This is a genomic window from Paracoccus sp. SSJ (assembly GCF_030234105.1).
GTDB lineage: Bacteria > Pseudomonadota > Alphaproteobacteria > Rhodobacterales > Rhodobacteraceae > Paracoccus > Paracoccus denitrificans.
In genome coordinates, this window is record NZ_JASSPE010000001.1 from 76,855 (window position 1) to 98,397 (window position 21,543).

Consider the following 21,543-nt stretch of genomic DNA (forward strand, 5'->3'; position numbering starts at 1 on the left):
GGATGGGAAAGGTTACTCGATTGCGATGATGCGCAGCGTCCAGCTCTTGCTGCCCGGGACGCGCTGACGCACGGTCAGCACCCGGGTGCCCTCGGCAATCACTTCGTCAGGAAGCAGCGGTTCGCAGCGCAGGTGATGGATGTTGCCGTGTAGGTCTCGCAACCGCACCTCGGCCGGCGAGCCGTGACGGGCATTGCCCTGCGAAACCACGCCACGCAGGCCGCCCATGAATTGCGCCGAGGTCGCCGAGGTCTCGATCTGCGGCAGCAGGCGGGCGAAGGCCTGGGCGAAGCGGGCGGCGAAGGCGATCCCGATCAGCGAGGCGACGGGGACGGCAATCCAGGCGGGCAGTGGATGAGCGATCAGCGATTCCGCCAGGGTCTGCATGAGGAAGCCGCTGAGGCCGAAGGCCAAAAGCAAGGCGGCAAGCCAGATCGTCAGGGGCGTGTGGCCCAGACCCAGCCATGTCGCCAAGCCTTGCGGCGCAGCCGTCTGCGGCTCGGCCGCGATCATCCGGTCCGAGGCCGCGACCAACTCGCCCATGTCCGGGGCGGCATCGGCTTCAAGATCGAAGGTGGCGGACAGGTCGGTATCGATATCGGGCCCGTCGGCCTCGCCCGCAAGAAGCGACCCGCCGACCAGCAGTGCGACGATCTCAAGCAGCAACAGCGCGACCAGCAGGCCGAAGGCCAGGGAAAAAGGCACGTAGGCCGTGGACAGAAGATGATCGGGCAATGACTTTCCCCAGCGAGGTATGGTTATGAATGCGGCAACGCGTCCGGGGGTTCAAGGGCCGGAGAATCGGAAATCCCGCCCGCCATCGCTGCCGTTTCGCTTTGGTGGCGCTTCAAGTCGTGAAAGGAGTATGACCTGGATATCCTGGCGACGCGGCGGTTGCTGGACGTGGCCGAGGGGGCAGGGATCAAGCGCTTCGTCCTTGCATCCTCGCCCAGCATCCATGCCGACGGCACCGACAGGCCGGACGTGGCCGGCAAGGCACGCGATCTGTTCAGCGAGCGGTATGAGCGTCGCCGCGACCGGCTGTCTCCGGCGTTTCAGCGGGTGGCAGGCTATATCGACGCCAATCGGTTGGCGGTCCTGACCTCCTCGGCCATCGAGATCGCGCGGGCGGCGGGCACTTCCGACGCGACCGTCATCCGCACCGTGCAGGCGCTGGGGTTCGCGGGCTTGCAAGAGCTGCGCCGGGAGCTTGCCGCCGGTCTTGGCCAGCGGACCACCCCGGCGGACAATCTCAGGCGGACCCTCGACGACGCGGAAGAGCAGATCGATGCCGCGGTCGAAAACTTGCTCGACGTCTATGCGGCGGGGCTTGAGGTGCTCCGCTCGGCCGGGTTTCGGGAAAACCTGATGAAGGCGCTGTCTGCGTTGAACGATGCCCGGCGGATCTTCGTTTCCGGGATCGGCCCCACCGCGCATATCGCCGCGTATTTCGCCGCGAGACTTCGGCGAAAGGGCAGGCAGCAGCAGGTCATCGACCGGACAGGAGCCGGGCTGGCGGACCAGTTGCTGGAACTCGCGCCCGGCGATGCGGTCGTCATGCTGGCTTACGGTTCTCTTTACAAGGAAGCCAATGCGACCCTTGCCGAAGCGCGGCGGTTGCGGCTGCCGGTGATCCTGATCAGCGATTCGGCGCAAAGTGAACTTTCCAGCCGGGCGCAGGTCGTCCTGGCCGTTCCAAGGGGCAGGAATGACAGGTTCGCCCTGCATGGCGTGACCGTCTTTTGCCTTGAAATGCTGCTGCTTGGGCTTGCCGCCGGCGATTCCGAAAAGGCCCTTGCCGCGTTGGCGGATCTGGAGCGGCTGAGGCAGGTGCTGAGATCGGGTCGAAAGATCATGTCCGCAGATAGCGAAGATGAATGACATTCCAGGGTTCGCGATCCTGCCTTGGTGGAAAACTCTACCGCATTCCGTAAGCCGGCATGGGCGTGCCACCCTGCCTGCGGCCGCCCAGCAGTCTTTCATCAGCTCCTGTCAGGTGCCCCAGATCACGCTCTCGTCGATGCCGGCCAGATCGCGCCGGCCGGTCAGGGCCATGGCGACCTCCAACTCGGCGCGCAGGATGGTCAGCATATGCGCGACCCCCGCCGCGCCGCCGACCGCCAGGGCGTGGATCTGCGGGCGGCCGATCAGCACCGCCGATGCCCCCAAGGCCAGCGCCTTCAGCGCATCGGTGCCGCGCCGGATGCCGCCGTCGCACAACACCGGCACGCGGCCCGCGATGGCGCGGGCGACGACCGGCAGCGCCTCGGCCGTCGCGGGCAAGCCGTCCAGCGCCCGGCCGCCGTGGTTCGAGACGATCACCCCGTCCGCACCCACCGCCACGGCGCGTTCGGCATCATGCGCCGACATGATGCCCTTCAACAGCACCGGCAGCCGGGTCTGCGACTTCAGCCAGCCGATGTCCTCCCAGCGCGGGGCAGCATCCATCAGGCCAAGGAAGGTCGCCGCCCGCCCCGGCTCGCTGCGGATCTCGGGCGGGGTCATGCCGTCCAGGTTGACCGCCCGCAGCCCCTCGGGCAGGCGGAAGCCGGCGCGCTGCTCCATGTTGCGCAATCCGTTCACCGGCGCATCCAAGGTCACGACCAGCGCACGATAGCCCGCCGCCTCGGCCCGGTGAACGAGGCGCAATGTGTCTTCGCGCCGGGGCTGCATGTAAAGCTGGAACCACAGGGGCCCCTGCGCGCGCGCCGCAATCTCCTCCAGCGGCAGGCCGGACTGGGTCGAGACCACCATCAGGCTGCCCGTCGCCGCGGCGCCAAGCGCGGTCGCATGTTCGGCCTCGGCATGGGCAAGGCCGTGAAAGGCCACCGGCGCAAGGATCAGCGGATGCGGCAGGTCCAGCCCGAAAAGCCGCAGGTCGGTATGCGCCCCCCGCATGTCGCAAAGCAGGCGCGATTGCAGCCGGATCGCCTGCCAAGCGGCCAGGTTGGCGGCGGCGGTCAGCCCGTCCGCACCCGCCCCGTCGACATAGGCCCGCAGCGGCGCGGGCATCCGCTCGGCCGCGTGCCGCTCGTAGTCGCACAGCGCCACGACATCGGCGGGGATCTCAGCCTGGCCGGCCACCCGTCAGGTCTCGGCCCAGTGGCGGATCATGTTGTGGTAATGCGCGGTGATGCCCGTCACCGCCGGATCGTCGTCGGGCAGCATCGAGCGGATGCGCATGATCGACATGTCCAGGTCATAAAGCATGTGCCGGCGCCAGTCGTCGCGCACCATCGACTGCGCCCAGAAGAACGAGGCCCAACGCGAGCCGCGCGTCACCGGCGTCACTGAATGCAGCGAGGTCGCGGGATAGACTACGGCATGACCCGCCGGCAGCTTGACGCTGTGCTGGCCATAGGTGTCGTGCATGACCAGTTCGCCGCCGTCGTAATCCTCGGGCGGGGTCAGGAAGACGGTGGTCGAGACATCGGTGCGGATGCGCTGGCCGGTGCCCGGTACGACGCGGATCGAGCCGTCGACATGGGCGCCGAAGGTCATGCCCTCGTCATAGCGGTTGAACATCGGCGGCAGGATATGCGCGGGCAGCGCGGCCGAGGAATAGACCGGGCTGCGGCCCAGTGCCCGCAACACGATATTGCCCAGTTCGCGCGCCTCGGGGCTGTCCACCGGCACCTGGAGGTTCCGCTTGACCTTGCCCGCCTGGTCGCCCGCGGTGCTGCGGCCATCGACCCATGCGGTGCCTTCGAGGATCTGCCGCATATAGGCGACCTCCTCGGGCGTCAGCAGGTCGGGAATGGTGATCAGCATGGCGGTCCTCCAGCGGTGGCAGTCGGGCGCAGGATAGGGCCGACGCCAAGGAAGGTTAAGGGTTTTTGTCGGATACTTTGCCGCGTCGTATTAACGGCAGGGGAAAGGGGCGGGCGATTGCGCCCGCCCCCGATGCTTCCGATCCGGGGATCAGAAGCGATAGTTCAGCTTGGCGGTCACGCTGCGGCCGGGCGCACGGTTGGCAAAGATGCCGACATGCGAGGCGTCGTAAAGCCGCTCGTCAAAGGCGTTATTGACGTTGACCTGCAACTCGGCCGTTTCATTGATCTTGTAGGCGGCCATCAGGTCCACTCGCCATTGCGAAGGCAGGGCGGTGTGGAAGGCCACGGCCGAATTGTCCTTCTTGCCCGAGCGCAGGCCGCGGTTGGCGAGGCTGCGGGTAGGGTCCCAGTTCGGGTTGGGGCTGACGCTGCCGTCGCGGCCGGTGATGAACTGCGGCACCACGCTTGGCCGGGACATGACGTATTCCTGTTCGGAGCCGATCCAGGCCAGCGTCGATTGCAGCTTGAAATTGTTGCTGAATTCATGCTCGAAGCGCAGCATCGCGCTCTGGTTCTCGGCGTCGCGATAGTCGCGCAGCGCCGAACCGTAGAAGGCGTCCTTGTCGGCTACCTCGATCGGCAGCCAGGGATCGGATTTGGTGCCGCTGCCGAAACGCTGCCCGCCGCTGAGGCCCGGACGATAGTCGCCGTTGCTCATCGGCACGCCCAGGTCCGGCGTCGCATCGGTCTTGCTGTGATGGAGGTTCAGGCATGGTGACCGATGTTCCACAGACGGCACCCGCCGATCGGCAGCAATGTCTTTCACAGAACCCGGGGGCATGGCCGACCTGCCGATCATGTGCCCGAGGCAGCGTTGGCCGGTGCCGATGTCGCGACCTTGTCGCGATCCGGCGACGCATCTGGCGGCCTGGTCCGGCATTCGGAAGCGTGCAGGTCAAACGGGCTCTTGTGCCCGGCAGCCTGGATCGCGATATTGCGCGTGTTCTCGGGGCGGGGTGCAATTCCCCACCGGCGGTTACAGCCCGCGAGCGCCTGCAATCCGCAGGGTCAGCAGATCCGGTGAAACTCCGGAGCCGACGGTATAGTCCGGATGAAAGAGAATGGACGGGCCGACGCGCTGCGTGTCGGTCGCGGCCGCTATCGCCTTGGGACCGTTCTGGACACAGGAGGTTCCTCATGACTGAAAAACTGAAAATCGCGTTCATCAAGGCCCGCTGGCATGCCGATATCGTCGATCAGGCGCTTGTCGGTTTCGAGCGGGACATGACGGAATCCGGGCAGGATGCCGAGATCGTTTCCCATGACGTGCCGGGCGCCTTCGAGATGCCTCTGCTGGCGAAGAAGCTGGGCCAGACCGGCCGGTTCGACGCCATCGTGGCAGCCGCCCTGGTGGTGGACGGCGGCATCTATCGGCACGATTTCGTGGCGCAGGCGGTGGTATCGGGCCTGATGCAGGCGCAGATGGAGACGGGGGTGCCCACGTTCTCGGTCAGCCTCACCCCGCACCATTTCCAGCCGAATGACGAGCATCGCGCGTTCTTCCACGCCCATTTCGAGAAGAAGGGCGCGGAAGCCGCCCAGGCCGTCCGCCAGATCACCGCTCTCACGATCTGAACCCGTTGAGGAGGCGTCAGTGAACTGACACTGACGCCTCATTTGGGGGAAACGTGATGCGGGCGGGTCGTGGCATCCCTTCTTCATCCAGGGCCCGCGCTTGCCGCCCTCGGACAGGAAGTCGTTATAGAAATCGATGCAGGGCAGTGCGGTGATCTTCGGATCGTAGGTCATGGTCATGAGCTTTTCCATTCCCTTGTGGGCGCGCCCAGAAGGTCGGGCTTGATGCCAAAATAGATAATAAATATAATCTATCATGCATGGCCCGAATGGCAGGCGCACGAGAGGAGAGATCGCATGAAGACCGACAGTCGCACCGAGCCGCTTTACCTGGACGACCTGCAGGTGGGGCAGGCGTTCCTGAGCGGCGAGCATCGCCTCGACGCCGAACAGATCGTCGCCTTCGCGACGCAGTTCGATCCCCAGCCTTTCCATCTGGATCCCGAGGCGGCGCGGGAGACCTTCTTCCAGGGCCTTGCGGCGAGCGGCTGGCATACCATGGCGATCACCATGAGGCTGCTGGTGCAGAGCATTCCCCTGGCGCAGGGCATCATCGGCGCCGGCGGCGAAATCTCCTGGCCCCGGCCGACGCGTCCGGGCGACGTCCTGCGGGTCAAGAGCAGGATTGCCGAGATCAAGCCGTCCCGATCCCGGCCCGACCGTGCCATGGTGATGGCACACAGCCTGACCTTGAACCAGGCTGACGAGGTGCTGCAGGATTTCACCGCCAGGCTGCTGGTGTTCAGGAAGGAAACCTAGGAATGGGACGGTCTTCGGCCGAGCAGGCGCAGCGGAACCGGGCAAAGGTCGTGGAATGCGCCAGCCGCCTGTTCCGCGCCCGCGGGGTCGAGGCGGTGTCGGTGGCCGACATCATGGCTGCCGCGGGAATGACGGTCGGCGGGTTCTACAAGCATTTCGCCTCGAAGGAGGCCCTGGCCAGGGAAGCCTGCGCCTTGTCCTTCGCCCAGGCGGACGAATCCTGGCAGGGCTTTCCAGCGCATGCCGAAAGCCGGCAGGACAGCGGGATCTCCGCGATTGTCCGTCACTATTTCAGGGAACGTCCCGCCCACCTGACTTGCCCCATGCTTGCCTATGCTCCCCATCTTTCAGGTGGAGAAACCGCTGTCCCAGCGCAGGACGCCTATGGCGAGGGGGTGGAAAAGCTGCTGGCGGGGTTCCTGGACCGGGCGGGCGAGGGGACGGATGCTCCCGAGAGGTTGAGGAATGCCCGGATCATCTTCGCCGCCATGATCGGCGCCAAGCTTCTGGCGCAAGCGTCCGGCAATGCCGGTTGGGCGAGGTCGTTGCAGGACGCGGTCGCCGAAGGGGCAGGGGGGCTTTGCCCTGAGGGTCAGTCCGCGTCGGGCACGAGTTGAGGGAAGGCAAGGTCGAGCCATTGGCCGAACTTGGGGCCGGCCTGTTTCAGGTGACCAGCCTGCTCGAAGCCAAGGTCCTCGTGCGGCCGGATCGACGGGATATGGCCGTCAACCGGCCGGATCCTGGCGCCAGAACGCAGCACCCGGCGTCAGCGTCATCTGCCGGATTCCTATCAGCTCATTGGAATCAAATGATCATGCCGAATCCCTGTCCGCGCGATGGACATTAATCGCGCATTGAATGGTCAAAAATCGTCCCGGAATGGTCATTAATTCGGTGGTCGCGGCACCAGTGTCGAACCACTGAAATAATGGCCAACTCGCGCCGATCCATCACATGTAACTCGTTGATTTCACTTCATCCATGAATCGCGCGTTTTTGGAGTTTGGCCATTTTCCACGCAATTCGTGACCATCGAAACTTGCGCCTTAGCCAAAGAAAAAGGCCGCCCGAGGGCGGCCTGATTGGCAAACGGATGAGTGGCAGAAGTGGTAGAGCGAAGCCTGACCGTGGTTGTGGGTTAGGTTTCAGCAATGCTGGCGAAATGGTCTTCGAAGATTCTGTGGAGCGGTTTGCATAGAGGGGGGTGCCAGAGCACATCCAGCAATGGGGCGAAAACCAGATCACCCTATGGCTGAATTTCTCCGATAATCGGACTTATGTAAACTAACATCCGTCACCAATGGCATTGTGATCAACCGACGCCTGACCATCTGAAGCAACCCGATAAATCCGGCACGTGCAATCCTCGGCGATGGCCATCCGGCATTTACCTTCGCGACGACGATGCGCTTCTTGTCGTTCCATGCACAGCCGTCCGCGGCCACCCCTTCAGCCTGCACCGATGTCGAGCAACCGCCGGACCAGTTCGAAGCTGTTCCGTACCCCCGTCTTGCGGATCATGTTGGCGCGGTGGACCTCGACCGTGCGCGGCGAACAGCCCAGCGACTTGGCGATCTCCTTGCTGGTAAAGCCGTTGACCAGATAACCGGCGATGCGCTTCTCCGTCGCCGTCAGCAGGCTGCCGGCACCGACCGCGGCCTCCAGCGGCCGATAGGTCCAGATCGCCAGGCGGTGCGGGTCGTCTTGATCCATGGTCCGCCCCCTGCCCTCCATCCACAGGATGCGGCCGTCCTTGCGCCGCATGAAGCGTTCGTCCCGATAGAACGGCCGCTCCCGCAGCGCCTTGCGCGCACGTTCGCCGACCAGGTCGAAATCGGTCTGGCCCGGGTAAAGGCAACGCATGGACTGACCCTCAAGCTCCTGCGGGGTCCAGCCGAAGACCGCCTCGACCATCAGGCTGGCCCGGACGATCACCCGGTCGACCAGGACCAGCGTCGCATCGGGGGCGTTCTGGAAACCGAGGCTGTCGTAATCCCGGCTCTGGGGCTGCCAAGCGGGTCGCTGCATGGGATACCTATCCGACTACGTATTCCTACGGATAGAGTATTTCCGCCACATGCGACAGGGTTGATTGCGGCGGACCGAGAGGTTGGCCGCCGGGGGAGCAATCATATCGAGGCATGCGAATGACAGGATCGAACAAGATCTATCCCAGCGCGGAAGCTGCGCTTGACGGTGTATTGCAGGACGGGATGCTGATCGCGGCCGGTGGTTTCGGGCTTTGCGGCATCCCCGAACTGCTGATCGAGGCGATCCTGCGCGCCGGGACGAAGGAGCTGACCATCGCCAGCAACAATTGCGGCGTCGACGGTTTCGGGCTGGGCAAGCTGCTCGATTCGCGGCAGATCCGCAAGATGATCTCCTCTTATGTCGGCGAGAACGCCGAGTTCATGCGCCAGTATCTTTCGGGCGAGCTGGAACTGGAGTTCAACCCGCAGGGCACGCTGGCCGAGCGCATGCGGGCGGGCGGTGCCGGCATTCCGGGCTTCTACACGAAAACCGGCGTCGGCACGGTGATCGCCGAGGGCAAGGAGCATCACGACTTCGACGGCGAAACCTATATCCTGGAGCGCGGCATCGTCGCCGACCTTTCCATCGTCAAGGGCTGGAAGGCGGACGAGTCGGGCAACGTGATCTTTCGCAAGACCGCTCGCAACTTCAACGTGCCGGCGGCGAAATGCGGCCGGATCTGCGTCTGCGAGGTCGAGGAGATCGTGCCGACGGGCAGCCTTGATCCCGACGCGATCCACCTGCCGGGCATCTATGTCCATCGCCTGGTCCAGGGCCAGCACGAGAAGCGCATCGAGCAGCGCACGACGCGTTCGCGCGTCTCCGACACGACCGGCAAGAAGGAGACCGTCTGATGGCCGCCGAAATCAAGGGCTGGGACCGCAACCAGATGGCGGCGCGGGCCGCGCAGGAACTGCAGGACGGCTGGTATGTGAACCTGGGCATCGGTATTCCGACGCTGGTGGCGAACTACATCCCCGAGGGGGTGCATGTGACGCTGCAGTCGGAAAACGGCATGCTGGGCATCGGCCCCTTCCCCTATGAGGGCGAGGAGGACCCGGACCTGATCAATGCCGGCAAGCAGACGGTGACCGAGCTGCCGCAGACGGCCTATTTCGACAGCTCCGAGAGCTTCGCGATGATCCGCGGCGGCAAGATCGCCATGGCGATCCTGGGCGCGATGGAGGTGGCCGAGAACGGCGACCTGGCGAACTGGATGATCCCGGGCAAGCTGGTCAAGGGCATGGGCGGCGCCATGGATCTGGTCGCCGGCGTGAAGCGGGTGGTGGTGGTGATGGACCACACCTCGAAGCATGGCGAATCGAAGGTGCTGAAGTCCTGCACCCTGCCGCTGACCGGCAAGGGCGTGGTCAACCGGATCATCACCAACCTGGGCGTGCTGGATGTCGCCCCGGGCGGGTTGCGCATCGTCGAACTGGCCCATGGCGTGAGCGAGGATGAACTGCGCGCCTCGACCGAGGCGACCATCGTCGGCTGAAAGACGGGAAACGAGGGGGCCGTCCGCCCTCTCGTTCCCTCCTGGCATGTCTCGCAACGGAGATACGACGGCCGGCATATCCCCAGCAGGCTTTTTCGAGAATGACAGAGGTTGGCGTGCCGTCCTGCTGATGTGCGCTTCAAGCCCACTCGGTAGTTTCTCCGCAATCGGAAAGACCGCGAGGATGAGGGGTCGTCGTCCAGGACCCTGGTGCTCTCTGTCATGCGGGACAGGGATTGCCTATGTTGGAGCCCTATGAACTTCCATTTCAAGACAGCATGTCGAGTGCTTCCGGCTTGTCATGATCCAAAAGAGCCGCGCGCTGCTTCCGGCCGAGCACACAGCATATGCACGGCGCGGTTCAGCGTGCCGGCGGGACGCTGCCGCCGCTGGCGGCAAGCAGGATAGGTCTCGTTCAGCGAGCAGCTTCGATCAGATTGCGCATGGTGTGACACAATGCCTCGGACCGGCCGGAAGGGGCGCGCAGGAAAGCTCGCCCTGCCCGGCAAACTGTCCCTTTGGCGCATTTGCCGCATCAGGCGCCAATGTCCGCGCCCCAACGACAACCTGCACTTTCATCAAGGAAAACGCAGCCCATGGGGGCTATGGTGGCCTCGCGCGGTGATTCGCGCTCCCGGCCAGGGCCGGGTATCTGCCGATCGCGGAGGTCATGCATGGCGGGCAAGGCAAGATCCTGGTGGGGCGGGGCCGCGGCTCTCGCCGTTCTGGCCGTCGTCGGCTGGTTGGCCTGGCAGAACCTGTCGCAGGACGGCCAGCTTGCCGGCATCGCCTCGGGCAATGGCCGGATCGAGGCGACCGAGATCGACATCTCGGCCCTTTCCGCCGGGCGCATCGCCCGCATCCAGGCGGCCGAGGGCCAGGTCGTGCGCAAGGGCGCGGTGCTGGTGCAGATGGACACCTTGCAGCTCGACGCGCAAAAGCGGCAGGCCGAAGCGCAGCTGCGCCGCGCCCGCATCGGGGTCGAGACCGCACAGAGCCTCGTGACCCAGGCCGAGGCGCAGCACAAGGCCGCCGGGGCCGCCGTGGAGCAGGCGCAGGCAGCGGCGGATGCGGCCGCGGCCCGGTTGGCGCGGACGGAAAGACTGGCGCGCAGCAACGTCGCTTCGCAGCAGGTGCTGGACGATGTGCGGGCCTCTGGACGCGAGACGCAGGCGGCGCTGGCCTCGGCCGAGGCCAACCTGGCCGCCGCCGAGGCCGGGATCGGCACCGCCCGCGCCCAGGTGGTCGATGCCGAGGCGGCGGTGGACGCGGCGCAGGCGGCGATCGAGGCCATCGAGGTGCAGATCGACGACGCCACGCTGCAATCGCCGCGCGACGGCCGGGTGCAATATCTCATCGCGCAAGAGGGCGAGATCGTCGCGGCCGGCGGGCGCATCCTGAACCTGGTCGATCTGGAGGATGTCTACATGACCTTCTTCCTGCCCACCTCGCAGGCCGGCCGGGTCGAGGTCGGGGCCGAGGCGCGGCTGGTGATGGATGCCGCCCCGCAATATGTGATCCCGGCGCGGATTTCCTATGTCGCGGATGTGGCGCAGTTCACGCCCAAGACCGTCGAGACCGCCGAGGAACGCGAAAAACTGATGTTCCGCGTCCGCGCCCAGGTCGACCCCGAGCTGCTGCGCAAATACAGCAACTACGTCAAGACCGGCCTGCCCGGCACGGCTTATGTCCGCATCGACGCCGAGGCCGGCTGGCCCGACACGCTGTCCAATCTGGTAGAATGACCGCCCTGCCCGACCAGCCCGATGGCCCGCCCGTGGCCGAGATCGCCGGGGTCTCGCTGCGCTATCGCAGGGTTGTGGCGCTGGACGGGGTGTCGCTGGCGGTCCCCGCCGGCTGCATGGTCGGGTTGATCGGTCCCGACGGCGTCGGCAAGTCCAGCCTGCTCTCGCTGATCGCCGGCGCGCGGGTGATCCAGCAGGGCCAGATCCGCGTGCTTGGCGGCGACATGGCCGACGCGCATCATCGCGCCCGGATCTGCCCGCGCATCGCCTATATGCCGCAGGGGCTGGGCCGGAACCTCTATCCCACGCTTTCGGTGGCCGAGAATCTGGATTTCTTCGGCCGGCTTTTCGGCCACGGCGCGGCCGAGCGTGCGCGCCGCATCGACGCGCTTCTGGCCGCGACCGGCATGTCGCCGTTTCGCGACCGGCCGGCGGCCAAGCTTTCGGGCGGGATGAAGCAGAAGCTGGGCCTGTGCTGCGCGCTGATCCACGACCCCGACCTGCTGATCCTGGACGAGCCGACCACCGGCGTCGATCCGCTGTCCCGCCGCCAGTTCTGGGAGCTGATCGCGCGCATCCGCCGCGACCGCCCGGGCATGAGCGTGATCGTGGCGACCGCCTATATGGAAGAGGCCGCCGGCTTCGACTGGCTGGTGGCGATGGATGGCGGCCGGGTGCTGGCCACCGGCAGCCCGGCCGAGTTGCTGGAGCGCACCGGGGCCGAGGATCTGGACCGCGCCTTCATCGCGCTCTTGCCCGACAGCGAAAGGCGCGGGCACGAGCCGGTCTCGATCCCGCCGCGCCGGGCCGAGGACGGCGAGCCCGCCATCGAGGCGCGGCACCTGACCATGCGCTTCGGCGATTTCACCGCCGTCGACGATGTCAGCTTCCGCATCGGCAAGGGCGAGATCTTCGGCTTTCTCGGCTCGAACGGCTGCGGCAAGACCACGACGATGAAGATGCTGACCGGGCTCTTGCAACCCAGCGAGGGCACGGCACGGCTGTTCGGCGTCGAACTCGATCCTTCGGACATGGCGGTGCGCCGCCGGGTCGGGTTCATGAGCCAGTCCTTCTCGCTTTATTCCGAACTGACGGTGCGGCAGAACCTCGAGTTGCACGCGCGCCTTTTCGGCATGGAGGCCGGGGCGATCCCGGATCGCGTCCGGCAGATGATCGAGCGCTTCGGCCTGGCCGCCGTGGCGGACGACCTGCCCGATGCGCTGCCGCTGGGTATCCGCCAGCGCCTGTCCTTGGCCGTCGCGATGATCCACGGCCCCGAGATCCTGATCCTGGACGAGCCGACCTCGGGCGTCGATCCGGTGGCGCGCGATGGCTTCTGGCGCATGCTGGGCGAGCTGTCGCGCCAGGACGGGGTGACGATCTTCGTCTCGACCCATTTCATGAACGAGGCCGAGCTTTGCGACCGCATCTCGCTGATGCATGCCGGCCGCGTGCTGGTCAGCGACACGGCTGAGGCGATCAAGCGGGCCAAGGGCGCGGCTACGCTGGACGACGCCTTCGTCGCCTATCTGCAAGAGGCGATCGGCGATGAGCCCCCGCCCACGCGCCTCGCCGATGCGACCGAGACGGCCGCGCGGCCCGGCGGCTGGTTCAGCCCGGCGCGCATGCTCAGCTATTCCCGGCTGGAATCGCTGCAACTCATGCGCGATCCGATCCGGCTGACGCTGGCGCTGATCGGCAGCCTGATCCTGATGTTCGTCATCGGCTACGGCATCAACATGGATGTCGAGGACCTGAGCTTCGCCGTGCTCGACCGCGACCAGACCACGACCTCGCGCGACTATGTTCTGGACATCGCCGGTTCGCGCTATTTCACCGAAACCGCGCCCTTGGCGGATTACGACGACATGGACGCGCGCATGCGCACCGGGCGGCTTGCGCTGGCCATCGAGATCCCGCCCGGCTTTGCCCGCGACCTGGCGCGCGGCGGCGCGGTGCAGGTCGGTGCCTGGATCGACGGCGCCAACCCGACGCGGGCCGAGACCGTGCGCGGCTATGTGCAGGGCATGCATGCCGACTGGATCATGCGCAAGACGCGCGAGGCCCATGGCGAGGCGGCGGTGCAGGGCGCCTTCGAGTTGGTGACGCGCTTTCGCTACAACCCCGACGTGAAAAGCATCGTCGCCATGGTGCCGGCGGTGATCCCGTTGCTTTTGCTGCTGATTCCGGCGGTGCTGACCACGCTCAGCGTCGTGCGCGAAAAGGAACTGGGCTCGATCATCAATTTCTACGTCACTCCGGTCACGCGGCTGGAATTCCTGATCGGCAAGCAATTGCCCTATGTGGCGCTGGCCATGCTGAATTTCGCGCTGATGACGGCTTTTGCGGTCTTTGCGTTCCGCGTGCCCTTCACAGGCAGCCTGACGGCCTTTGCGCTGGCCGCGCTGCTTTATGTCGGCGCCACCACGGCCATGGGGCTGCTGATCTCGTCCTTCATGCGCAGTCAGGCGGCGGCGCTGTTCGCCACCGTGCTGCTGACGATGATCCCCGGCGCACAATATTCCGGGCTGCTCGACCCGGTTTCCTCGCTGCAAGGCCTGGGCCGTGCCATCGGCGAGGTCTATCCGACGACGCATTTCATCATCGCCTCGCGCGGGGCATTTTCCAAGGGGTTGGGCTTTGCCGACCTGGGTATGGCCTTCGCGGCACTGGCGGCGGCCGTTCCGATCATCCTGGGGCTCAGCGCCCTGCTGCTGAGGAAACAGGCGAAATGAGGCTGCGCAACGTCTGGAACCTGGGCATCAAGGAGCTGCGCGGGCTGTGGCGCGACCCGGCGATGCTACTCTTGATCGTCTATGCCTTCTCGTTGTCGATCTATACCGAGTCGAAGGCGATGCCGGAAAGCCTGTCCAACGCTGCCATCGCCGTCGTGGACGAGGACCGCTCGGCGCTATCCGAGCGCATCGTTTCGGCCTTTACCCCGCCCTATTTCGGCACGCCGCGGCTGATCACCACCACCCAGATGGACCGGCGCATGGACGAGGGGCTGGATACGTTCGCGCTGGACATTCCGCCCGATTTCCAGCGCGACCTATTGGCCGGCCGCCATCCCGCGATCCAGCTGAACGTCGATGCCACCCGGATGAGCCAGGCTTTCACCGGCAGCGGCTATGTCCAGCAGATCGTGACGGCCGAGGTCTCGGAGTTCCTGGCCGGTCATCGCGAGGAAACCGCCCTGCCCCTCGAACTGGCGCTGCGGGCGCGCTACAATCCCTCGCTGGACGCGGGCTGGTTCGGCGCGATCAACAGCGTCATCGATGCCGTCACCATGCTGTCGATCATCCTGACCGGCGCGGCGCTGATCCGCGAAAAGGAGCATGGCACGGTCGAGCATCTGCTGGTCATGCCGGTGACCGCGGCCGAGATCATGCTGTCCAAGATCTGGTCCATGGGACTCGTGGTGCTGCTGGCGTCAAGCTTTGCGATCACGGTGGTCGTGCAGATGGCCTTGCAGGTGCCGGTAGCGGGATCGGTGCCGCTGTTCATCGCGGCGGCGGCGCTGATGCTGTTCGCGACCACCTCGATGGGCATCTTCCTGGCCACCATGGCCGGGTCGATGCCGCAATTCGGGCTGCTGTTGATGCTGGTGCTGTTTCCCTTGCAGGTGCTCTCCGGCGGCATGACCCCGCGCGAAAGCATGCCCGACATCATCCAGGCGCTGATGTCGCTGGCGCCCAACACCCATTTCGTCATCCTGTCGCAAGGCATCCTGTTCCGGGGCGCCGGGCTGGGCGTGGTCTGGCCGCAGCTTCTGGCGCTGGCCGTCATCGGCTGCGTGCTGTTCTGGCTGGCACTACGGCAATTCCGCCGCTTCCTGGCCTGAGTTGCGGGCGGCCGCCAAAGAGAGGCCGGACCCGGAGGCCCGGCAGTCAATAACACGTCAAACCACCACAACTTGACTGATTAATCAATTAACATAAACTCCGATTCGCTGGAACCGATTTCTGCCCGGACCCGCCACGGCGCAAGGCCAAACCGCACAGTCCCTAGCAACCGCCTAGGCCGACAACGCCTCGGCCCGTGCGCCAAGCGCGGCCAGCGCATCGCGCGGCGACAGCAGCAGCAACAGCCCGCGCCGGCCGCCGTTGATCGCGACCTCGCCGAACTCCATGGCCTCTGCCTCGAAGATCACCGGCACTGTGCGGCGCTGGCCGAAAGGGCTGATGCCGCCGGTATGATAGCCGGTCAGCCGCTGCGCCTTGTCGGCAGGCATCATCGCCGCCGACTTGCCGCCGAAGGCGGCCGCGACGCGCTTCATCGACAGGCTGCGGTCGCCGGGAAGGACCGCACAGGCGGGACGCCCGTCCACCTCCACCATCAGCGTCTTGAGCAGTTGTCCGGGCGGCAGGCCGATCGCCTCGGCCGCCTGCAACGCGACCCGCTCGGACCCCGGATCATAGCGGTATTCCACGGGCCGAAAGGCCACTTGCGCCCGGCGCAGGAATTGCGTGGCCGGCGTCGCGCCGCTCATTCCACGCCCCCAGGCAAGCCCATCTCGCGGTCGATCCAGCGCATCAGCAGGTCGGCGATCCAGGCCTGTTCCTCGGCGCTCAGCATCCGGCCCTTCGGGATGCGATGCCATTTTTGCAGACAAGAGCGGCAGCAACAGGCAGTGGCGTGCTGGGCGAGAAAGACCGGATGGCCGCGCATCGGGGTTTGCCGGCCGTCGTTCGGCAACTCGGCCGGCGCCAGCCGCGCGGCGATGAAATCGCGTGCATGGGCGGCAATCGTTTCGCGCCCCTTGGCATCGGCATAGGCGCGTTCTTTCGGGCCAAGGCGAAAGCGGCTGCGAAAGGCAGAGCGGGCCAGCCGGTCGAAAATCTCGTCCTGAACGGTCATGCCCCGCAGATAACCGCCCCGGCAGGCGACAGGAACCCCCGCGATGCCCGGTGCCGGAAAAGCGAAGGACACGTGCCCCGCCTCAGCCCGCGACCTTGCCCAGCACCAGGAAGGTCATCATCCCCAGCGGCGGCAGGGTCCGGCGTTCCTCTAGCACCAGCGATTCCTGCCCCAGCACCCGGTCGATGCGGAAATCGGAATGCCAGCCGATGGTGTTGGCCAGGGGCGCGAAAACCCGCTCCACCGCCGCCATCGCGCCGCTCTCGCGCGCGAAATGGTTGGTGATGACGACCTTGCCGCCAGGCTTGCAGACCCGGGCGATCTCGGCCATCACCCGCTCGGGTTCGGGCACCACCGACAGCACATGCATCGCCGTCACCGTGTCGAAATGGTCGTCCGGGAAATCCAGTGCCCGCGCATCCATCTGCCGCAGCTCATGCACCTGCTTCAGGCCCAGGCGCTGCACCTTGGCGATGGCCTTGTCCAGCATGTCCTGGCTGAAATCGATGCCGGTGACCTGCATCTGCGGGCCGTAATGCTCCAGCGACAGCCCGGTGCCGACGCCGACCTCCAGCACGGTGCCGCCGCGGCGGTTGATATGGTCCACCGCCCGTCGCCGGCCGATGCTGGTCGCTGCCCCGAAGGTCCGGTCGTAGATCGGCGCCCAGCGGGAATAGGAGGATTGGATGGCTTCGATATCCATGGCCGTTCCTTATCGGCTTGAGGGACGTTCCCGGTCGATCCAGGCCCAGATGACCATGGCGACATAGCCAAGGCAAAGCGCGATCAGCGTCACCCAGGCGAAAGTCAGCAGCGCCGCCCCGACGAAGGCTACGCCGACAAGGAAGAACTTGACGTTCTCGCGCGATATCCTGGTGGTCTTGAAGGACCAGGTCGGGAGGCGGCTGATGAGCAGCAGCCCGACCAGGATCATGTGCAGGCAGATGACGATCTGCGGCAGCACCGGCCGGTCGGCGAAGGCGAAGGACAGATACATCGGCAGCATCACCAGAAGCGCCCCGGCGGGCGAGGGGATGCCCTCGAAATAGGCGCAGTCGCGTTGCGCCTCCTCGGACTTGCTGGACACGTTGAAGCGCGCCAGCCGGATTACGCAGCAGACGGCAAAGACCAGCACGCAGATCCAGCCCAGGCCGCGAAAATCCCTCAGCGCCCAGAAATACAGGATCAGCGGCGGGGCGACGCCGAAATTCAGGAAATCGGCCAGCGAATCCAGCTCGGCCCCCATCTTGCTGGATGAGCCCAGCAGCCGCGCGATGCGCCCGTCGATGCCGTCGAGGATGCCGGCGGCGATGATCAGCAGCACCGCGGGCATGTAGTCGCCCTGCACGCCGAAGCGGATGGCGGTCAGGCCGGCGCAGACCGCGACGATGGTCAGCATGTTGGGCAAAAGCTGGACCAGCGAAAATTCGGTCTGGGGGCCGGTGGGTTGATCCATCACGCCTCCGCCTGCCCGGCCTGCGCCAGTTCGGCGATCACCGTCTCGCCCGCGACCATGGTCTGGCCGATCTCGACCAGCGGCACCACGCCCGGCGGCAGGTAGACGTCCAGCCGCGAGCCGAAGCGGATCAGGCCGAACCGCTCGCCCGTGCGCAGCCGGTCGCCGGGCTTCACGAAACAGACGATCCGGCGGGCCACGAGGCCGGCGATCTGCACCACCGCCAGGTCGCGCCCGTCATCCATGCGGATGCGCAGCCCGTTGCGTTCATTGTCCACGCTGGCCTTGTCCAGCGAGGCGTTGAAGAACTTGCCCGGCCGATAGGCGACCGAAACCACCTCGCCGGCGATAGGGCTGCGGTTCACATGGCAGTTGAACACGCTCATGAACACGCTGACCCGGGTCAGGGGCGTATCGGCCATGCCCAGCTCGGCCGGCGGCACCGCCGGCTCGATCAGCGAGACCACGCCATCCGCGGGGCTGACGATCAGCCCGGGGCGCGCGGGCGTCACCCGCTCGGGGTCGCGAAAGAAGTAATAGCACCAGACGGTCAGGCCGACCCCGATCCAGCCCAGCGGCTCCCAGATCAGGAACAGCACCAGCGTCACGGCGGCGAAGATCGCCACGAAGCGGATGCCCTCGCGGTGCATGGGCTTGATGAAAGTGTCGCGCATGCGCATCTGGCGTCCCCCCGGCTGAATGGCGCTGCCAGTCATAATGGGATTGGCCCGGCACGCAATAGCGTAGCGCCGGCCCGGGGATCAAGACTTTCCGAGCCGGCCGCAAAGCGTCACTGTCGCCGGCCGATCCCCAGCAGTTGATACAGCAGCAAGGCCGCAAAGGTCGAGGTGCCGATGCCCCCCAGCGCGAAGCTGCCGATGGTGACGGTGAAATCGCCGGCGCCAAGGATCAGCGCCACCCCCACGGTGAACAGGTTGCGCGGGTCCGAGAAATCGACCTTGTTGTCCACCCAGATCCGCGCCATGGCCGAGGCGATCAGGCCGAAGACCGACACCGCAAGCCCCGCCAGCACCGGCGCCGGGATGGTTTGCAGGATGGCGCCGAATTTCGGCGACAGGCCCAGGAAGATCGCGATGGCGGCGGCCATCGGGAAGATCAGCGTCGAATAGACCCGGGTCATGGCCATGACGCCGATATTCTCGGCATAGGTGGTGACGCCCGTGCCGCCGCCCGTCCCGGCCAGCATGGTTGCCAGACCGTCGCCCAGGAATCCCCGGCCGATATAGCGGTCCATGCTCTGCCCGGTGATCGCGCCCAGGGCCTTGATATGGCCCAGGTTCTCGGCCACCAGCACGATGGCGACGGGGGCGATCAGGGTGATGGCCGACCATTCGAATCGCGGCGCGACGAAGTTCGGCACGCCGAACCAGGGCGCGGCGGCGACGGCGGCGAACTCGATCCCCGGCACCAGCCCCAGACCGTTGCCGAGGACCAGCACCAGCGCATAGCCGAACAGCAGCGCGATCAGCACCGCGATCCGGCGCGTTGCCTGCCGGCCATAGACCGAGACCAGCGCCATGCACAGCACGGTCGCCAGGGCGATGCTCAGATGGGCATGGCTGCCGGCAAGCTGCTTGACCGCCACCGGGGCGAGGTTCAGCCCGATGGACATGCCGATCGCCCCGGTCACCGCCGGCGGCATCAGCCTTTCGACCCAGCCCGTGCCGATGGCCATGACGACCAGTCCGATCAGCGCATAGATCAGGCCGGCGGCGATGATGCCGCCAAGCGCCACGGCGATATTGGGGTTCGGCCCGCCGCCGGCAAAGCCGGTCGCCGCCATGATGACGGCGATGAAGGCGAAGGACGAGCCGAGATAGCTGGGCACCCGCCCGCCGGTCACGGCAAAGAACAGCAGCGTGCCGATGCCGGAAAAGAACACCGCGACATTGGGATCGAACCCCATGATCAGCGGCGCCAGGATGGTCGAACCGGACATCGCCAGCAGGTGCTGCAGGCTCATCGGCACCGCCTGGGTCAGCGGCAGCTTTTCATCGGGTAGCACCGTGGCGCCCGCGGCGGGGCGCCAGTCAGGAAAATAGCCCATCACGTCTCTCGGATTCGGTTGCGTGGACAGGCTTTTGGGCGGCTTTGCGGAAAAATGCCAGTGGCAACGCGCGATGGCGCAACCGGCCTGCCCCGGGGCAGAGCCGCATCCGCCGGCTGCGACCAAGTGCCACGCAGGCGAAGCACGGCCTTTCAGATATGTTGAGACATTCATAATATCGAATATACATGAAACCAACGCCTGACTCGGGAAACAGGGAAACGCCGCCCCGACCGTCTTGATGCACCCGGCACGCCGCGGCTGGTTCCAAGACCGTCGCAGGCCCGGGCCGGGTGTCAGCGCATGTGGCCGAGAAGCCGGAAACCAGGTTCCGGGTCCGGGCACATGAGGTCACGGAGGAGGCCGAATGACAGGATCAGACGAATTCAGACCCTCTCGCAGGGGCGTGCTGGGCTTTGCGCTTGCGGGGGCGGTCACGGCGGGGTTGGGAACCCGTGCGGCCCAGGCCGCCAGGATCGCGACCAAGGCGCGCATCGTCGTCATCGGCGCCGGGGCCGGCGGCACCGCGCTGGTTAACCGCCTCGTCCAGCGGCTGGACGGCGCGCAGATCATGCTGATCGATCCCAGGCCGCAGCATTACTATCAGCCGGGGCTGTCGCTGGTGGCGGCCGGCCTGAAACCCGCCGGCTATGTCGTCTCGCGGACCAGCGAATGGCTGCCCTCGGGTGTGACATTGATCGCCGAGGCCGCGGTCGCCATCGACCCGGTGGGCAAGTCCGTCTCGACCGAGAACGGGCAGAAGCTCGAATACGATTTCCTGGTGGTGGCGCCGGGGCTGGCGCTGGATCACGACGCGATCGAGGGCTTTTCGCTCGACATGGTGGGCAAGGACGGGATCGGTGCGCTTTACGCCGGCCCGGATTACGCGGCCAAGACCTGGCAGGCGGCGTGGAAATTCACCGAGGAAGGCGGCATCGGCCTGTTCACCCGCCCCGAGACCGAGATGAAATGCGCCGGCGCGCCGCTGAAGCACACCTTCCTGATCGAGGACATCGCCAGCCGCAGCGGCGCCAGGGGCAGGTATGAGATGCATTACGCCTGTCCGCAGACGGCGCTGTTCTCGGTGCCGATCGTCGCGGAAAAGGTGCGGATGCTGTTCGGGCAGCGCGCCGTCGCCACCCATTACGGCCATACGCTGAAATCCATCGATCCCGGCCGCAAGACGGCGCGGTTCGAGACTGCGGCCACCGATCCGGCGACGGGCGAACTCGTCAAGTCCACCGCCGAGATGCCCTATGACTACCTGCACGTCATCCCGCCGCAGCGCGCGCCCGCGGTGATCCGGCAGTCGGGCCTTTCCTGGGCCGACAAATGGACCGACCAGGGCTGGGTCGAATGCGACATGAAGACCCTGCGCCATCTGCGCTATCCCGAGATCTTCGCGCTCGGCGATGTGGCGGGGGTGCCCAAGGGCAAGACCGCGGCCTCGGTGAAATGGCAGGTTCCGGTGATCGAGGATCATCTGGTCGCCGCCATCGAGGGCCGCGAGGGGACCGCGATCTATGACGGCTACACCTCCTGCCCGCTGATCACCCGCGTCGGACGGGCCATGCTGGTCGAGTTCGACTATCACAACAACCTGGTGCCCTCGTTCCCCGGCGTCATCGCCCCGCTGGAGGAATTGTGGATCAGCTGGCTGATGAAGGAAGTGGCGCTGAAGGCCACCTACAACGCCATGCTGCGCGGCCGGGCCTGAC

At 66.1% G+C, this 21,543-nt stretch carries 21 protein-coding genes and 1 riboswitch; of the genes, 10 read left to right on the plus strand and 11 right to left on the minus strand.

What is annotated here, in order from left to right:
- Positions 1–12: 12 nt before the first annotated feature.
- Positions 13–735 carry an OB-fold-containig protein gene (locus QPR87_RS00360; RefSeq protein WP_285047598.1) on the minus strand — a complete coding sequence of 241 codons (723 nt, stop codon included), beginning with the start codon at positions 733–735 and terminating at the stop codon, positions 13–15.
- A gap of 168 nt (positions 736–903) precedes the next feature.
- Here QPR87_RS00360 and QPR87_RS00365 point away from each other — a divergent pair, with 168 nt between their 5' ends.
- The gene (locus tag QPR87_RS00365) at positions 904–1,881 is read left to right on the plus strand and encodes a MurR/RpiR family transcriptional regulator (protein ID WP_285047599.1); all 978 of its coding nucleotides are present in this window, start codon (positions 904–906) and stop codon (positions 1,879–1,881) included.
- A gap of 111 nt (positions 1,882–1,992) precedes the next feature.
- On the opposite strand, the gene QPR87_RS00370 is transcribed toward QPR87_RS00365, so the two are convergent.
- The 3 genes from QPR87_RS00370 to QPR87_RS00380 all read right to left on the minus strand — a co-directional run bounded on the left by QPR87_RS00370 (position 1,993) and on the right by QPR87_RS00380 (position 4,563).
- The gene (locus QPR87_RS00370) at positions 1,993–3,084 is read right to left on the minus strand and encodes an alpha-hydroxy acid oxidase (RefSeq protein ID WP_285047601.1); all 1,092 of its coding nucleotides are present in this window, start codon (positions 3,082–3,084) and stop codon (positions 1,993–1,995) included.
- Positions 3,085–3,087: 3 nt separating this feature from the next.
- The gene (locus QPR87_RS00375; protein ID WP_011750897.1) at positions 3,088–3,771 is read right to left on the minus strand and encodes a Fe2+-dependent dioxygenase; all 684 of its coding nucleotides are present in this window, start codon (positions 3,769–3,771) and stop codon (positions 3,088–3,090) included.
- Between the two features lie 150 nt (positions 3,772–3,921).
- Entirely contained in the window at positions 3,922–4,563 is a 642-nt protein-coding gene (locus tag QPR87_RS00380; RefSeq protein ID WP_285047605.1) for a TonB-dependent receptor, read from the minus strand.
- A gap of 208 nt (positions 4,564–4,771) precedes the next feature.
- Positions 4,772–4,900, plus strand: a riboswitch (FMN riboswitch).
- A 70-nt stretch (positions 4,901–4,970) separates the two neighbouring features.
- Here QPR87_RS00380 and QPR87_RS00385 point away from each other — a divergent pair.
- The 3 genes from QPR87_RS00385 to QPR87_RS00395 all read left to right on the plus strand — a co-directional run bounded on the left by QPR87_RS00385 (position 4,971) and on the right by QPR87_RS00395 (position 6,784).
- Complete coding sequence (locus tag QPR87_RS00385; RefSeq protein ID WP_285047607.1) at positions 4,971–5,408, plus strand: 6,7-dimethyl-8-ribityllumazine synthase; 438 nt, start codon at positions 4,971–4,973, stop codon at positions 5,406–5,408.
- A 297-nt stretch (positions 5,409–5,705) separates the two neighbouring features.
- Positions 5,706–6,167, plus strand: coding sequence for a MaoC family dehydratase (locus QPR87_RS00390; RefSeq protein WP_285047609.1), 462 nt, complete (start codon positions 5,706–5,708; stop codon positions 6,165–6,167).
- A gap of 2 nt (positions 6,168–6,169) precedes the next feature.
- The gene (locus QPR87_RS00395) at positions 6,170–6,784 is read left to right on the plus strand and encodes a TetR/AcrR family transcriptional regulator (protein WP_285047610.1); all 615 of its coding nucleotides are present in this window, start codon (positions 6,170–6,172) and stop codon (positions 6,782–6,784) included.
- 832 nt (positions 6,785–7,616) lie between these two features.
- Here the strand turns inward: QPR87_RS00395 and QPR87_RS00400 are convergent.
- On the minus strand, positions 7,617–8,195 hold the full coding sequence (locus QPR87_RS00400) for a LuxR C-terminal-related transcriptional regulator (RefSeq protein ID WP_011750902.1): 579 nt from the start codon (positions 8,193–8,195) through the stop codon (positions 7,617–7,619).
- 119 nt (positions 8,196–8,314) lie between these two features.
- On the opposite strand from QPR87_RS00400, the gene QPR87_RS00405 reads away from it, so the two are divergent.
- The 5 genes from QPR87_RS00405 (at position 8,315) to QPR87_RS00425 (ending at position 15,285) form a co-directional block, all read left to right on the plus strand.
- The gene (locus QPR87_RS00405; protein WP_104493097.1) at positions 8,315–9,052 is read left to right on the plus strand and encodes a CoA transferase subunit A; all 738 of its coding nucleotides are present in this window, start codon (positions 8,315–8,317) and stop codon (positions 9,050–9,052) included.
- A complete protein-coding gene (locus tag QPR87_RS00410; protein WP_285047612.1) occupies positions 9,052–9,696 on the plus strand; it encodes a 3-oxoacid CoA-transferase subunit B in 645 nt (214 codons plus the stop codon). The genes QPR87_RS00405 and QPR87_RS00410 overlap by 1 nt, the downstream gene beginning before the upstream one ends.
- 674 nt (positions 9,697–10,370) lie before the next feature.
- Positions 10,371–11,441, plus strand: a complete 1,071-nt coding sequence (locus QPR87_RS00415; protein WP_285047614.1) for an HlyD family secretion protein — start codon at positions 10,371–10,373, stop codon at positions 11,439–11,441.
- The gene (gene rbbA / locus QPR87_RS00420; RefSeq protein ID WP_285047616.1) at positions 11,438–14,176 is read left to right on the plus strand and encodes a ribosome-associated ATPase/putative transporter RbbA; all 2,739 of its coding nucleotides are present in this window, start codon (positions 11,438–11,440) and stop codon (positions 14,174–14,176) included. Before QPR87_RS00415 ends, rbbA begins: the two co-directional genes overlap by 4 nt.
- Positions 14,173–15,285, plus strand: coding sequence for an ABC transporter permease (locus QPR87_RS00425; protein WP_285047617.1), 1,113 nt, complete (start codon positions 14,173–14,175; stop codon positions 15,283–15,285). The genes rbbA and QPR87_RS00425 overlap by 4 nt, the downstream gene beginning before the upstream one ends.
- Before the next feature lie 174 nt (positions 15,286–15,459).
- Here the strand turns inward: QPR87_RS00425 and QPR87_RS00430 are convergent, their stop codons facing one another.
- From QPR87_RS00430 to QPR87_RS00455, 6 genes are all read right to left on the minus strand, one after another.
- Positions 15,460–15,933 (minus strand): YbaK/EbsC family protein, encoded by a 474-nt coding sequence (locus tag QPR87_RS00430; protein WP_231000948.1) that lies wholly within the window; start codon positions 15,931–15,933, stop codon positions 15,460–15,462.
- The gene (locus tag QPR87_RS00435; protein ID WP_285047618.1) at positions 15,930–16,373 is read right to left on the minus strand and encodes a DUF4186 domain-containing protein; all 444 of its coding nucleotides are present in this window, start codon (positions 16,371–16,373) and stop codon (positions 15,930–15,932) included. The genes QPR87_RS00430 and QPR87_RS00435 overlap by 4 nt, the downstream gene beginning before the upstream one ends.
- 10 nt (positions 16,374–16,383) lie before the next feature.
- Complete coding sequence (locus QPR87_RS00440; RefSeq protein ID WP_011750910.1) at positions 16,384–17,004, minus strand: class I SAM-dependent methyltransferase; 621 nt, start codon at positions 17,002–17,004, stop codon at positions 16,384–16,386.
- 9 nt (positions 17,005–17,013) lie between these two features.
- The gene (gene pssA / locus QPR87_RS00445) at positions 17,014–17,757 is read right to left on the minus strand and encodes a CDP-diacylglycerol--serine O-phosphatidyltransferase (RefSeq protein WP_011750911.1); all 744 of its coding nucleotides are present in this window, start codon (positions 17,755–17,757) and stop codon (positions 17,014–17,016) included.
- Positions 17,757–18,437 (minus strand): phosphatidylserine decarboxylase, encoded by a 681-nt coding sequence (locus tag QPR87_RS00450; RefSeq protein WP_104493093.1) that lies wholly within the window; start codon positions 18,435–18,437, stop codon positions 17,757–17,759. Before QPR87_RS00450 ends, pssA begins: the two co-directional genes overlap by 1 nt.
- Positions 18,438–18,547: 110 nt before the next feature.
- Positions 18,548–19,825 carry a solute carrier family 23 protein gene (locus tag QPR87_RS00455; RefSeq protein ID WP_285047619.1) on the minus strand — a complete coding sequence of 426 codons (1,278 nt, stop codon included), beginning with the start codon at positions 19,823–19,825 and terminating at the stop codon, positions 18,548–18,550.
- A 367-nt stretch (positions 19,826–20,192) separates the two neighbouring features.
- Between QPR87_RS00455 and QPR87_RS00460 the strand changes: the two genes are divergently transcribed.
- Positions 20,193–21,542 carry an NAD(P)/FAD-dependent oxidoreductase gene (locus tag QPR87_RS00460; protein ID WP_285047621.1) on the plus strand — a complete coding sequence of 450 codons (1,350 nt, stop codon included), beginning with the start codon at positions 20,193–20,195 and terminating at the stop codon, positions 21,540–21,542.
- Position 21,543 lies beyond the last annotated feature (1 nt).

Bases quoted from the DNA above. Each gene is read 5' to 3' on its own strand.
- QPR87_RS00375 (WP_011750897.1), bottom strand. From the start codon at position 3,771: ATGCTGATCACCATTCCCGACCTGCTGACGCCCGAGGAGGTCGCCTAT.
- QPR87_RS00385 (WP_285047607.1), top strand. From the start codon at position 4,971: ATGACTGAAAAACTGAAAATCGCGTTCATCAAGGCCCGCTGGCATGCC.
- QPR87_RS00390 (WP_285047609.1), top strand. From the start codon at position 5,706: ATGAAGACCGACAGTCGCACCGAGCCGCTTTACCTGGACGACCTGCAG.
- QPR87_RS00395 (WP_285047610.1), top strand. From the start codon at position 6,170: ATGGGACGGTCTTCGGCCGAGCAGGCGCAGCGGAACCGGGCAAAGGTC.
- QPR87_RS00400 (WP_011750902.1), bottom strand. From the start codon at position 8,195: ATGCAGCGACCCGCTTGGCAGCCCCAGAGCCGGGATTACGACAGCCTC.
- QPR87_RS00405 (WP_104493097.1), top strand. From the start codon at position 8,315: ATGACAGGATCGAACAAGATCTATCCCAGCGCGGAAGCTGCGCTTGAC.
- QPR87_RS00410 (WP_285047612.1), top strand. From the start codon at position 9,052: ATGGCCGCCGAAATCAAGGGCTGGGACCGCAACCAGATGGCGGCGCGG.
- QPR87_RS00415 (WP_285047614.1), top strand. From the start codon at position 10,371: ATGGCGGGCAAGGCAAGATCCTGGTGGGGCGGGGCCGCGGCTCTCGCC.
- rbbA (WP_285047616.1), top strand. From the start codon at position 11,438: ATGACCGCCCTGCCCGACCAGCCCGATGGCCCGCCCGTGGCCGAGATC.
- QPR87_RS00425 (WP_285047617.1), top strand. From the start codon at position 14,173: ATGAGGCTGCGCAACGTCTGGAACCTGGGCATCAAGGAGCTGCGCGGG.
- QPR87_RS00430 (WP_231000948.1), bottom strand. From the start codon at position 15,933: ATGAGCGGCGCGACGCCGGCCACGCAATTCCTGCGCCGGGCGCAAGTG.
- QPR87_RS00440 (WP_011750910.1), bottom strand. From the start codon at position 17,004: ATGGATATCGAAGCCATCCAATCCTCCTATTCCCGCTGGGCGCCGATC.
- pssA (WP_011750911.1), bottom strand. From the start codon at position 17,757: ATGGATCAACCCACCGGCCCCCAGACCGAATTTTCGCTGGTCCAGCTT.
- QPR87_RS00450 (WP_104493093.1), bottom strand. From the start codon at position 18,437: ATGCGCATGCGCGACACTTTCATCAAGCCCATGCACCGCGAGGGCATC.
- QPR87_RS00455 (WP_285047619.1), bottom strand. From the start codon at position 19,825: ATGGGCTATTTTCCTGACTGGCGCCCCGCCGCGGGCGCCACGGTGCTA.
- QPR87_RS00460 (WP_285047621.1), top strand. From the start codon at position 20,193: ATGACAGGATCAGACGAATTCAGACCCTCTCGCAGGGGCGTGCTGGGC.